Genomic DNA, 11807 nt, shown 5'->3' on the forward strand with positions numbered 1-11807 from the left:
GGTACATGGGCATTGGTTCTGGACTGACATCTTCTTTGCACCGCTATCGCTGGCTGATCGTGCTGGCGCTGCTCCCGCTCGGCCTCCTGCTGGCGGTGGCGGCGGCCGCCTATGCCCTCGGCGTGCGCGCCCAGCAAGTGGGCTGGCAGGACGGGCTGGAACTGACCGGCTGGCAGCGGCTGCAAAATGGCTGCGTCCAGGCCCAGGGCGAACGCCTGCGGGTCACGCGCTGGTATCCGCTCACGCTCCATGTCAGCCGTATGAGCCTGCCGCGCTGCGCCACCGGACCATTCCAGGAGCCGGCGCCGCCTCCCTGGACGCCGCCGCTCGACCTCGCCATCGACGCCCTCACCCTGCCCGGCCTACCGCCGCTGGCGGTGACGGTGAGCCAGCGCGCGCAACGCTGGCAGGCGCAGGTGCAGTTCCGTCACAGCCAGGCCCGTGCGCTCTACGAGCGCGGCTCCGGGCGCTGGACGCTGCAAGGACAGATACAGCCAGCCGACCTCTCCTCGCCGGTACTGGGCACGCTGGCCGTATCCGGCCAGGGCGTGTGGCAGGAACAGCGTCTGGAAGGATCATTGCAGGCTCAGGGTCGGCAGCTGGGTTATGCCGGTCAGGCCCGACGCGCCGACGCGGCGCTATCGGCCCGCCTCGCCGCCCGGCGCTGGCAGCTCGACGCCGAACTGGGCGCACCGCTGGCACTCGGTGCGGACTGGAGCCTGCAAGCCCGGCAAGGACTGCACGCCAGTGGCGATCTGCAAGGGGTGCAGTCGCTGCATCTGGACCTGCTGGCAAGCGGTCCGCAAGGCAAGGTACGCCTCGAACTCGATACCGCCGGAGCCGGGGCGGCACACGGCCCGGGCCGGCTCACGCTCACCGGCCCCGCCCTGGCCGGCGAGCTGCCCCTGCGCTGGAGCCGGCAACAGTTGGAGCTGCTGCCGGCAAGCTTGCAGCTGCCTGGGGCGCTGCGCCTGAGCTGGCCCCGCCCCCTCACCGTGCCGCTGGCCGCGCGCGGCGACAGCGCCATCACTGCCGAAGTGCAGTACCAGAATCTGCGCGTCAACACCGTCGACAGCCGCCTGTCCTGGCAGCAAGCCCGGTGGGAGTGGCAAGGACGGCTCGACCTCGCCGGCAACAGCGCCGGCGTCGACCTCGCGGGGACATGGCAGGGCCGTATCGATGCCGGCGGCTTGAGCGGCGCTCCCGCCCGCCTCACGCTGAGCCGTCCCGACCTCAAGCTGGCGCTGCGCGTACCGGTGGCCGCCCTGCGCCCACCGCGCTGGGCGGCGCCGGTCGAGTTCGATGGCCACTATGGCCAGTTCCCGCTCCAGGGTACGCTCCAGGTCGGCTACGAACGAGAGCGCTGGCAAGGTACGCTGGATGGCCGCTCGCGGCTACCGTTCTACACTCAGGGCGGCGAGCTGAAGTTGGTCCTGCCCTGGCACGGCGAACAGGGACGGTGGTTTTTAGATAGTGGCAGCCGCGTCACGCTTGCCAAGGGGCTGATTGGCAGCACTCTGGTCAAGCCGATCGCCGTCAGCGCCAGCACGCCGCTGCGCTTATCCCCACAAGGCGTCTTCGGCGAGTTGCGGCTGCAGGCCGACGGCGTCGTGGCAACGCGCGGAACCCTGCCACCGCTCGACGGGCAACTCAGCGCGGCCGGGATGCAGGGCCGCGCCAGCCTGCGTATCCCGGCATGGCAATCCACACTCGCCGTGAGCGCTACGCGCCTTGCCCAAGCCAAGAAAACCGGCGTGCAAGGCACGCTGGAACTGAGCTCGCCGTTGTCGCCCGCCATGAGTCGCGGCCTTGGGGTCACCCTGCAGCAAGGCCGTGTCACCGGCCAGGGACGCTGGCAGTGGCTGGGGAGCGGACAGATGCAAGGCACGCTCTCGGCCTCCGGGGTCGCGCTCGACTGGGGCGGCATCCAGGCGACGGGGGGCAGCGGCAGTGCGCATGTCGCATTCGGTCAGGCGGGCCTGAAGCTGGCCAGCGCCGGCCCGATCACGCTGGCCGAACTCGACCTCGGCACGCGCGTGCGCAACGTCCGCCTCACGGCGCAATCCGACCTCAGCACCTGGCAGCTCGCCGATGTCCACGCCGAGGTACTGGGCGGGCAGATGAACGCCGCCAGCCTGCAATGGCCCTCGCCGCAGTATCAGCCGGTGACGGTGAGCCACATCGACCTGGCCGAGGTGGCCGCCCTGCAAAACGATCCGGAGCCGACCGTGCAGCTCGCCGGCCGCGTGGGCGGCCTGCTGCCGCTGCAGCTGACGAAAGACTCCCTGGCGCTGCAGGGGGGCCTGATCCGCAACGAAGGCCCGCTGGTGCTCAAGGTCCAGCCCTCCGCCGGCGTCGGCGCCATGGGCCAGTCCAACCGCGCGGTGCAACTGGCGCTGGACACACTGGGCCATCTGGCGATCAACGATTTCCAGGCCCGCCTGGACATGCCGCCGGACGGCTGGCTCGACGCGGCGGTGACCATCAAGGGACAGAACCCGCAACAAAATGGCCAACCAGTCGTACTAAACTATACGCATCGGGAAAATCTGTTCGAGCTGTTACGCAGCCTGCGTATCGGCGATGAACTCTCCCGCCGGGTATTGAACCGAAAGCCGGCGGAGCGTTCTCACTGACATGACGTTGGAGGACTCATCATGAACCCCGTTTGGCTGCTGGCCCTGCTGCCCTTGGCCGCGTGTACCCCCCGGGTCGCACTGGAGGCCCCCAAGGAACCGATCACGATCAATCTGAACGTGAAGATCGATCACGAAATTCGCCTCAAGGTGGAAAAGGATGTCGATAAACTCATCAGCGAAGACAGCGCATTGTTCTAGGAGCACGCCATGAAGACGACGATACGAGGGATGGCGCTGCTGCTGCTCGTCTGCAGCACACTGGCCATGGCACTGGATCTGGATGGCGCCAAGTCGCAGGGGCTGGTCGGGGAGCAGCCCAACGGCTATCTGGGCGTGGTCAAGGCCACGCCGCAGGCGGTGGAACTGGCCGCGGACATCAACGCCAAGCGGCGCGCCGCCTACGACGCCATCGCCAAGAAGAACGGCGCCACCCTGGACCAGGTGGCGGCCCTGGCCGGCCAGAAAGCCATCGAGAAGGCCGCGCCGGGGGCCTACGTCCGCTCCGCGGACGGCCAGTGGGTCAAGAAGTAGCGGTAACCGCGATCAAGCACACGGCCCGCCGGACGGATGACGCCCGGCGGGCCGTACCAATGCCCCTCGATGCTTCAGGGCAGAGAGCAGCGCGGCTGCAGGCTGCTCACTGGCACGCCTCCGGCAGCGCCCGTACTCTGCCTTGAAACAGCCTCAGACGCTGCCCAGATAATCCGCCTTGCCGATGTCGACACCGTTGTGCCGCAAAATGCCGTAAGCGATGGTGAAGTGAAAATAGAAGTTGGGCAGGGCGAACCCCAGCAGATAGTTCTGGCCCGTGAAATGGATTTCCTGGCTGCGCACCTTGAGGGTGATCGGCCGTTCCTCGCTGCCGTCGACCTGTTCCGGCTTCAGGGTTTGCAAGAACGCCACCGTCTTGGCGAGGCGCTCTCCCAGTTCGGCGAAGCTGGTTTCGGTGTCGGCGAAACTCGGCACCTCGACCCCGGCGAGGCGCGCACCACACCCCTTGGCGGTGTCGGACACGCTTTGCACCTGGCGCACCAGCGGGAACATATCGGGGGCGAGCCTGGCGTTGAGCAAGACCTCCGGCGCGATATTTTTCGCCGCTGCGTGCGCGGCGGCCTTGTCAAGGATGGCGGCGAGGTTGGTGATGCCACGGATGAGGACCGGGATCGAGGCTTGGTACATGGAAAGCGACATGGACAGGCTCCTGATGATGAGGGGACCGAGGGAGAAGTCGGCGCGGGCAAGCGCCGGGGTGACCGTCAGGGACAGACCGCGGCGGCAGTCACTTCACGATAGCCGATAACCCGCTCCGGGCAACGTCAGACGGCCTCAACGCCCCACGGCTGGCTCGCCGGGGGCCGGGAACGGGAGACAAGGAAACCCCGTCGCTAGCGCGCGGCGGGGTGGCAGTCGACACCGTAGCGCGCCAGCAGCGCGGCGGGCTCGATCATCACCAGCGGCAGCACCTGCCCCGCCACCTCGAGGGAGGCGGGCAGGCACGCGGCGAAGCCATCCCAATCCGTCGGAAAGGCACTGCAGATGGCCGGCAGGTCGCGGTCGTCCACCAGCGCCAGCTCGCCGCCGATTTCCAGATAGAGTTCGCCGCCCGGGGTCAGGTAGACGGTGCGCGAGCGGTCGTCCTCGGTATAAGGCACGGTGCGCCAGCCTTCGCCCTCGAGCCGCGCCACGAACGGGGCCTTGTCGAGCGCGACGTACACCTTCTGCGGACCGTTCTGCACGTAATAGCGGCCGTGCGCGTCCCGGCTGTAGTTACGGTTGAAGAATTCGGCCATCACGGCGTGCTCGAGCCGCTCCTCGCGCAGCCACCACTGGCCGCGCGCATCGAGCCTGAGCCAGCCATAGACGGCCGGGACGTTGGGCCACTTGGCCATTCCCGCCACTACCGCAGCATCCATTCCTGCTCCTCCTCGCCCTGCCCCCTTTGCGGAAAACGGGCCTCTTCTGATTTATGGCTTGCGAACCGGCTTCGGCCAACCTTCTTGCTCACAGCGCACGCAACACCGCCGCCGGCGCGCTGCGCGTCACCCGCCGCACCAGCGGCCAGCCGGCCAGGCCGACCACCAGCATGCCGCTGATCACCCCGAGCGGCAACAGCCAGGGGTTGACGAACAGCGGCAGGTTGAACAGCTTCACCGCGGCGATGGCGCCGATCGCCGTCGCGCCCAGCGCCGCCATCAGCCCGGTCAGGGCCCCCAGCCACATCAGCTCGGCCAGCACCACGCTGCGGACCTGGCGCCGCGAGGCCCCCAGCGCCCGCATCAGGCCGACGTCGAACAGCCGCTCGTCACGGGTCGAGGCCAGCGCCGCCCATAGCACCAGCACGCCGGCGGCCAGCGCCAGCACAAACAGGGCCTCGATCGCGCGCGACAGCTGGTCGACCATGGCGCGCACCTCGGCGAGGATGGCACTGACGTCGATCACGGTGACGTTGGGAAACTGCGCCACCAGCTGGTTGATAAAGTCCTCGTCGGCGGGGGCCAGGCGGAAGCTGGTGATGTAGCTGGCCGGCTGGTCGGCAAACCAGGCGGGCGGCGCCACCACGAAGAAATTCACGCGGAAGCTGTCCCACGATACCTTGCGCAGGCTGGTGACGCGGGCCGAGTAAGGGGTGCCGCCCAGGGTGAAGGTGAGCGTGTCTCCCAGGCGGATGCCCAGGGTCTCGGCCAGACCCTGCTCGACCGAAAACTGCGGTGCCGCATGCGCGCCCCACCATTCCCCGGCACTGACACGGTTGCCGCTGGGCAAGGTGGCGCGCCAGGACAGGTTGAACTCGCGCTCGGCCAGACGCTGGGCCCGCTCCGAGGCGTAGGACGACGGCCGCACCGGGCGGTCGTTGATGGCGCTGAGCCGTGCCCGCACCATCGGCGCCAGTTCCGGCGCCGGCAAGGCGTGGCCGACGAAGGCGCTCCTGAACGGCTCGATCTGCGCCGGCTGGATGTTGATGGCGAACTTGTTGGGGGCCTCCGCCGGCACGCTCTGCTGCCAGGCGGCGATCAGGTCGCCACGCACCACGGTCAGTGTCAACAGCGCCATCAGGCCGACCGACAACGCCACGATCTGGATCACTGCCAGCCACGGCCGGCGCGCCATGTTGGCGATGCCGAAACGCCAGCCGACGCCCACGCCGGTGGGCAAGCGGCGCATCAGCCATACCGCGACGAACGCCACCAGCGCCACCGCGGCGAGAAAGCCGGCGAGGCCGCCGAACAACCAGCCGGCCAGCGTCAGATCCCCCACCTGCCACGCCGTCAGGGCCAGCAGCGCCGCCACCGCCGCCAGCGGCGTGAGCCGTCCCGACGGCGAGGGACGCAGCTCGTCGCGCAGCACCGCCAGCGGCGGCACCCGGCGCAAGCTCAGCAGCGGCGGCAAGGCGAGCCCGAGCAGCAACACCAGCGCCGACAGCGGCCCGCTCAGCCACGGCAGCCGTCCGGGGGCCGGCAGCAAGCCGCCGACCCACTGCTGGGCCAACTGCATCAGCCCGCTTTGCAAGGCGTAGCCGGCCAGCGTGCCGAGCCCACCGGCCAGCAGCCCCAGCAACAGGAACAGCCCGGCAAACAAGCCCCATACTTCGTTGGCGCTGAGACCCAGGCAGCGCAATACCGCCACCGGCTGCCAGTGCCGCGCTAGGTAACGGCGCACCGCCATGCCCACCGCGGCGGCGGCCAGGGCCACCGTCAGCATGGCAGTCAGGCCGAGGAAGCGGCGCGCCCGTTCCAGGGCGGTGCGAATCTCGGGGCGTGCCTCCTCGACGCTCTCCAGACGCATGCCGCTTTTCAGCTGTGGTTCGAGCCAGACCCGGAAGCCGGCCACGGCCGCGCTGTCGCCGGCCAGCATCAGCCGCCAGCGCAGGCGGCTGCCCGGCTGCACCAGCCCGGTGGCGGCGAGATCGGCGCGGTTGAACATCAGCCGCGGCACGAAGTTGTAGAGGTCGAGCGTGCCGTCCGGCTCGCGCAGGATCTCGCCCGCCAGCGTCAGCCGCGTGCTGCCCACCTCGAGCGCATCGCCCAGCTTGAGCTTGAGCCGGCTGATCAGGCGCGCATCGGCCCAGGCGGTGCCCGGCAGCGGGTGCAATGCCCCGCTTCTCACCCCGCCTTCGGCCAACCTGACGCTGACCTCGCCGCGCAGCGGGTAGCGGTCGGTGACCGCCTTGTAGGTGGCGAGCGCCGCCTGGCCGTTGGCGAACACCATCGAGGGGAAGCTGATGTTTTCGGCCTGCGTCAGCCCGCGCCGCTGTGCCTCGGCACGGATCGCCGCCGGCGCCGGCTCCGGGCTGTTGAGCACCAGGTCCGCCGCCAGCAGCTGGCTGGCGTGGTCGGTGAGCGCGCGCTCGACGCGGTCGGAGAAGAAGGCCACGCTGCTCATCGCCGCCACCGCCACCAGCAGCGCCAGGCCGAGGACGGTCAGCTCGCCCGCCACCAGTTCGCGACGGGTGAAGCGCCAGGCCAGCAGGCAGCGCCCCCAGAACGTCATCGCCCGGCTCCGTTGAGTTTGCCGTCCACCAGCCGGTAGATGGCGTCGCAGCGCCCGGCCAGTTCGCTGTCGTGCGTCACCAGCACCAGCGCGGTGCCCTGCTCGGCGTTGAGCTGGAACAGCAGGTCGATGATCTGACGCCCGGTGGCCGGGTCGAGGTTGCCGGTCGGCTCGTCGGCGAACAGCAGCAAGGGCTCGATGACGAAGGCGCGCGCCAGCGCCACGCGTTGCTGCTCGCCGCCGGAAAGGTGCCGCGGATAATGCTGCAGGCGCTGCCCCAGGCCGACCCGCTCCAGCATGGCGCGGGCCGCCTCGCGCGCGTCGCGCCGGCCGGCCAGTTCGAGCGGCAGCATGACGTTTTCCAGCGCGGTGAGTTGTGGCATAAGCTGGAAGTTCTGGAACACGAAGCCGACCTTGTCGCGGCGCAGGCGCGCGCGATCGTCCTCGGACAACTGGGTCAGCGATTGCCCGAACAGCGCCACCTCGCCGGCGGAAGGGTGATCGAGCCCGGCCAGGAGCGACAGCAGGGTCGACTTGCCGGAACCGGACGCCCCGACGATGGCGACACTTTCGCCCTCGTACAGGGTCAGACTGGCAGAGCGCAGGATGGACAGCGATTCGCCGTGAAACTCCACCTGCTTGGCTATCCCCACGGCGGACAAAACCGCCTTGTCATCGATGGATGTGAGCATGTTCAGTTATCTGCGTCTGATCGCATTGTTGTTGATGGCCCAGCCGCTGCAGGCGGCGACGGTACTGGTGTTCGGCGATAGCCTGTCGGCCGGCTACGGCCTCTCTCCCGGCCAGGGCTGGGTGACACTGCTGGAACACAGTCTGGCACCGCGCCATCGCGTGATCAATGCCAGTATGTCGGGCGAAACCACCGCCGGCGGCCTGTCGCGCCTGCCCGCCGCGCTCAAGCGCCACCGCCCCGACGTGGTGGTGCTGGAACTGGGCGGCAACGATGGCCTCAGGGGCCTGCCGCTGGACGCGATGCAGCACAACCTGGAACAGATGATCCGTCTCGCCAGGCAGGGCAAGGCGCAGGTGCTGCTGGTCGGCCTGACCCTGCCCCCCAACTATGGCCCGAAATACGGAGCCGAGTTCCACGCCGTCTACGAGACGCTCGCCAGGAAATACCGGTTGCACTACGTCCCGCGCCTGATGACCGACTTCGAGGCCGATCCCAGCAAGTTCCAGCCCGACGGCATCCATCCGCGTGCCGAAGTGCAGCCGCGCATGATGGAAACGGTGCGAGCCAAGCTGCCGCTGTCCTGAGAACCTGTTCACGATCTGTCGTGAGCAGCCCTCAGTGGGGTGAAGAGCAGCGCAGAAACCAGAATGTACTGAAGTACATGAGGATTCCGAGCAGCACATGAGCCCCGATCAGGGATGCGCAGCAAGATCGTGAACAGGTTCTGAGCCTGTCTTCGGCCAACCGGCCCTGTGAAGTCGCCCCGCCACGCCGACTACCCGGCGCAGTACTTTACCTTCTACAGTGAAGAAGCCCGAGCGGCACTCACCAAGGAGAACTACATGGCACAGCGCATCCTGATCATCTGCGGCGACTACGTCGAAGACTACGAACTGATGGTCCCGTTCCAGGCCCTGCAGGCGATGGGCTACACCGTCGATGCGGTCTGCCCCGGCAAACAGGCCGGCGAGCAGGTCAAGACCGCGATCCACGACTTCGAAGGCGCGCAGACCTACTCGGAGAAACCGGGGCACAACTTCACCCTCAACGCCAGCTTCGAGCAGATCGACGCCACAAACTACCAAGCCCTGCTGGTGCCCGGCGGCCGCGCCCCGGAATACCTGCGCCTGGACGCCCAGGTGCTGCGCCTGGTACGCCACTTCGCCGACACCGGCAAACCGATCGCCGCCATCTGCCACGGCGCGCAGCTGCTCGCCGCCGCCGACGTCATCCGCGGCCGCAAGGTGTCGGCCTACCCGGCCTGCGCCCCCGAAGTGCGGCTGGCCGGAGCGGAGTACATGGAGATCGCCATGACCGCCGCCGTCACCGACGGCCGCCTGGTCACCGCGCCTGCCTGGCCGGCCCATCCCGCCTGGCTGGCCCAGTTCGCCGCCGTGCTCGGTGCGCCCTGAGGCGGGGCGTCCACGCGCACGGCACCGCACCCGGACGTAAAAAAACCCCGCAGCACGCTGCGGGGTTTTTCGTGGTCCGTGTTCCGCGTCGCAGATTACAGGTCCTTGGCGTTTTCCGCCAGGTAAGCGGCCACGCCTTCCGGGCTCGCCTGCATACCCTTCTTGCCCTTGCTCCAGCCGGCCGGGCACACTTCGCCGTTCTCTTCGAAGAACTGCAGCGCGTCAACCATGCGCAGCATTTCGTCGATGTTGCGGCCCAGCGGCAGGTTGTTCACCACCTGGTGCTGCACCACGCCCGACTTGTCGATCAGGAAGGAACCGCGGAACGCCACGCCACCGTCGGCTTCCACGTCGAAGGCTTTGCACAGTTCGTGCTGGATGTCGGCCACCAGGGTGTAGCCAACGGCGCCGATGCCGCCCTTGTCCACCGGGGTGTTGCGCCAGGCGGCGTGGGTGAAGTGGCTGTCGATCGACACGCCGATCACTTCCACGTTGCGCTTCTTGAACTCTTCCAGGCGGTGATCGAAGGCGATCAGCTCGGACGGGCAGACGAAGGTGAAGTCCAGCGGGTAGAAGAACACCACAGCGTATTTGCCGGCGGTAGCGTTCTTGAAGTTGAAGTTTTCAACGATCTGGCCATCGCCTTGAACCGCGGCGAAGGTCTTCTCGGCACAATCGAAGAACGGGGCTTGTTTGCCTACCAGTACAGCCATGGAATTGCTCCTTTCAGGTCATCACAGGATGGACCGTCCACCAGCGGCGGGCGGCCATCGTCAATGCGGGGTTTTATAAATCAGGGTGAACGGTCGCCGCCAATTGGAATTCCATATCATACCGATAGCGAATGCCAATCATAATGGTCACCGTAGTGGTGTCTTATCGTTGTGGTACCCGCACGGCGGTTTTTCAAGTGGCACCAAGGCGGGTCCTCCGCTCATGAGCAACAGGCCACCGCGACGTCCACACCTGAAGACAGGAAAGGACGCCGGGCACGGAGCGATGCCCCATGCACGGGTAGCAAGGACGGGTTGCTCGGAGGCACTGATCCTGGCGGAGTGACGGCAAGCGATGGTCACACTGGTAACACCGCCGGTCAATTCGTGAGTGATCCGGACAGCATTGACCGGCGTCAATGCTGCGGCCGAATATCCGAGTAAATTACTCAACATTACGCAGCGTCGACGCGCGCGTTTCGGGAGGCCAACCAGGCCCGACCGGCGCCTTACCCGGACCTTTGTCACGGCAGCCCCAGTCCTCCACGATGGACGATGCCGCTCCCTCGTCGGGGCGGACGGGCGCCACTCAGCGCAGCAATGAAAGGTGATCACATGAACACGAAGCAGACACCGCCTCGGGACGCCGGGGCGCAACGGCCAAGCCCCGACTGGGATGCCCGCGCCCCTGCCGTCCTCCAGGACCAAATCCGGGCTTACGACGACATGCGACATCGTTGCCCGGTAGCCTACAGCGAGTACCTGAACTGGTCGCTGTTCCGCCACGACGATGTGATGCAGGCCCTGACCGACCCCAAGACCTTCAGCAACGCGGTTTCCAGCTATCCCTCAATCCCCAATGGCATGGACCCACCCGAGCACTCGGCCTACCGCATGCTGATCGAACCTTATTTTGCCCCCGAGGCCATGGCCCGATTCGAGCCGGTGTGCCGGCGTATCGCCGCCGATCTGGTGCGCGAGCTGCCGCCGGCGGGTGAAGTGGAACTGATGGGCCAATTCGCCGAGGATTTCGCCCTGCAAATCCAGTGCGCCTTCATGGGGTGGCCGGTGGCACTGCACGACCCCCTGCGCCGCTGGACCCACCGCAATCGCGCAGCCACCCTGGCGGCCGATCGCGCGGCCATGGCGGCCGTCGCGCTCGAATTCGACGGCTACATCCGGGCGCAACTCGACGCCCGCCGGGCTGCGGGTGACCAGGCTCCCGATGACGTGACCCGCCGCCTCCTCGGGGAAACGCTGCAGGGCCGGACACTGAGCGACGCCGAGATCGTCAGCATCGTGCGCAACTGGACGGTCGGCGAGCTGTCCACCATTTCCTCCTGCGTCGGGATTCTCACCCAGTACCTGGCCGAACGGGCCGAGTTGCAGCAGCGGCTACGACGGCAGCCAGAGCTGTTGCCGGCCGCCATCGACGAGATCCTGCGCATCCATGCGCCCCTGATCGCCAACCGCAGGATCGCCACCCGGGATGTGGAAATCGGCGGCTGCCAGTTGAAAGCCGGCGACCGCGTCACTCTGATATGGGCGTCGGCCAATCGCGACGAAACCGTCTTCGGCGACGCCGACGAATTCCGACTTGACCGCGATCCGGCCGACAACCTCCTCTACGGCGCCGGAATTCATGTCTGCCCCGGCGCTCCGCTGGCCCGGCTCGAATTGAGGATCGTGATGGAAGCCCTGCTCAGTCAAACGGAGCGAATCGGAACAGTGGCAGGCAAGACTCCGGTGCGGGCGAGCTATCCGGCCAGCGGCTACGCCTCGCTGCCGTTGTGGATCGAGCGAGCCGCCCGCCCTGCCCACCAGGCCTGAGACGACCACGGCACGCCGGCACGACGTCCAG

Annotated in this window: 11 protein-coding genes; 6 read left to right on the forward strand and 5 right to left on the reverse strand. The window is 67.7% G+C overall.

Features of this window, described 5'->3' with window-relative positions; translation table 11 throughout:
• Positions 1 to 5 precede the first annotated feature (5 nt).
• From AC3WG5_RS06605 to AC3WG5_RS06615, 3 genes are read left to right on the forward strand one after another with little or no spacing between them, the layout of a single operon-like run.
• Positions 6 to 2636 (forward strand): intermembrane phospholipid transport YdbH family protein, encoded by a 2631-nt coding sequence (locus tag AC3WG5_RS06605; RefSeq protein ID WP_492568202.1) that lies wholly within the window; start codon positions 6 to 8, stop codon positions 2634 to 2636.
• A 21-nt stretch (positions 2637 to 2657) separates the two neighbouring features.
• Positions 2658 to 2837, forward strand: coding sequence for a YnbE family lipoprotein (locus AC3WG5_RS06610; protein ID WP_008953342.1), 180 nt, complete (start codon positions 2658 to 2660; stop codon positions 2835 to 2837).
• Positions 2838 to 2846: 9 nt separating this feature from the next.
• A complete protein-coding gene (locus AC3WG5_RS06615) occupies positions 2847 to 3170 on the forward strand; it encodes a YdbL family probable chaperone protein (RefSeq protein WP_008953343.1) in 324 nt (107 codons plus the stop codon).
• A 153-nt stretch (positions 3171 to 3323) separates the two neighbouring features.
• On the opposite strand, the gene AC3WG5_RS06620 is transcribed toward AC3WG5_RS06615, so the two are convergent.
• From AC3WG5_RS06620 to AC3WG5_RS06635, 4 genes are all read right to left on the reverse strand, one after another.
• Positions 3324 to 3830 (reverse strand): DUF1993 domain-containing protein, encoded by a 507-nt coding sequence (locus tag AC3WG5_RS06620; RefSeq protein ID WP_492568203.1) that lies wholly within the window; start codon positions 3828 to 3830, stop codon positions 3324 to 3326.
• A 194-nt stretch (positions 3831 to 4024) separates the two neighbouring features.
• Positions 4025 to 4552: a DUF2946 family protein gene (locus tag AC3WG5_RS06625; RefSeq protein ID WP_492568204.1), complete on the reverse strand. Its 528-nt coding sequence runs from the start codon at positions 4550 to 4552 to the stop codon at positions 4025 to 4027.
• An 88-nt stretch (positions 4553 to 4640) separates the two neighbouring features.
• The gene (locus tag AC3WG5_RS06630) at positions 4641 to 7127 is read right to left on the reverse strand and encodes an ABC transporter permease (protein ID WP_492568205.1); all 2487 of its coding nucleotides are present in this window, start codon (positions 7125 to 7127) and stop codon (positions 4641 to 4643) included.
• Positions 7124 to 7819 (reverse strand): ABC transporter ATP-binding protein, encoded by a 696-nt coding sequence (locus tag AC3WG5_RS06635; RefSeq protein ID WP_014086047.1) that lies wholly within the window; start codon positions 7817 to 7819, stop codon positions 7124 to 7126. The genes AC3WG5_RS06630 and AC3WG5_RS06635 overlap by 4 nt, the downstream gene beginning before the upstream one ends.
• Here AC3WG5_RS06635 and AC3WG5_RS06640 point away from each other — a divergent pair.
• Both AC3WG5_RS06640 and AC3WG5_RS06645 read left to right on the forward strand, forming a co-directional pair.
• A complete protein-coding gene (locus AC3WG5_RS06640) occupies positions 7818 to 8405 on the forward strand; it encodes an arylesterase (RefSeq protein ID WP_492568206.1) in 588 nt (195 codons plus the stop codon). The genes AC3WG5_RS06635 and AC3WG5_RS06640 overlap by 2 nt on opposite strands.
• A 168-nt stretch (positions 8406 to 8573) precedes the next feature.
• Positions 8574 to 9233, forward strand: coding sequence for a DJ-1/PfpI family protein (locus AC3WG5_RS06645; protein WP_492568207.1), 660 nt, complete (start codon positions 8574 to 8576; stop codon positions 9231 to 9233).
• Between the two features lie 95 nt (positions 9234 to 9328).
• On the opposite strand, the gene AC3WG5_RS06650 is transcribed toward AC3WG5_RS06645, so the two are convergent.
• Positions 9329 to 9946, reverse strand: a complete 618-nt coding sequence (locus AC3WG5_RS06650) for a peroxiredoxin (protein ID WP_014086044.1) — start codon at positions 9944 to 9946, stop codon at positions 9329 to 9331.
• A 615-nt stretch (positions 9947 to 10561) separates the two neighbouring features.
• Between AC3WG5_RS06650 and AC3WG5_RS06655 the strand changes: the two genes are divergently transcribed.
• On the forward strand, positions 10562 to 11776 hold the full coding sequence (locus AC3WG5_RS06655; RefSeq protein WP_492568208.1) for a cytochrome P450: 1215 nt from the start codon (positions 10562 to 10564) through the stop codon (positions 11774 to 11776).
• Positions 11777 to 11807: the final 31 nt, after the last annotated feature.

The sequence above is a fragment of the Pseudogulbenkiania sp. FW507-F1 genome (assembly GCF_058781125.1).

Excerpts from the sequence above, each read along its gene's own strand:
- AC3WG5_RS06605 (WP_492568202.1), top strand. The coding sequence starts at position 6 with ATGGGCATTGGTTCTGGACTGACATCTTCTTTGCACCGCTATCGCTGG.
- AC3WG5_RS06650 (WP_014086044.1), bottom strand. The coding sequence starts at position 9,946 with ATGGCTGTACTGGTAGGCAAACAAGCCCCGTTCTTCGATTGTGCCGAG.
- AC3WG5_RS06610 (WP_008953342.1), top strand. The coding sequence starts at position 2,658 with ATGAACCCCGTTTGGCTGCTGGCCCTGCTGCCCTTGGCCGCGTGTACC.
- AC3WG5_RS06640 (WP_492568206.1), top strand. The coding sequence starts at position 7,818 with ATGTTCAGTTATCTGCGTCTGATCGCATTGTTGTTGATGGCCCAGCCG.
- AC3WG5_RS06635 (WP_014086047.1), bottom strand. The coding sequence starts at position 7,819 with ATGCTCACATCCATCGATGACAAGGCGGTTTTGTCCGCCGTGGGGATA.
- AC3WG5_RS06625 (WP_492568204.1), bottom strand. The coding sequence starts at position 4,552 with ATGGATGCTGCGGTAGTGGCGGGAATGGCCAAGTGGCCCAACGTCCCG.
- AC3WG5_RS06615 (WP_008953343.1), top strand. The coding sequence starts at position 2,847 with ATGAAGACGACGATACGAGGGATGGCGCTGCTGCTGCTCGTCTGCAGC.
- AC3WG5_RS06620 (WP_492568203.1), bottom strand. The coding sequence starts at position 3,830 with ATGTCGCTTTCCATGTACCAAGCCTCGATCCCGGTCCTCATCCGTGGC.
- AC3WG5_RS06630 (WP_492568205.1), bottom strand. The coding sequence starts at position 7,127 with ATGACGTTCTGGGGGCGCTGCCTGCTGGCCTGGCGCTTCACCCGTCGC.
- AC3WG5_RS06655 (WP_492568208.1), top strand. The coding sequence starts at position 10,562 with ATGAACACGAAGCAGACACCGCCTCGGGACGCCGGGGCGCAACGGCCA.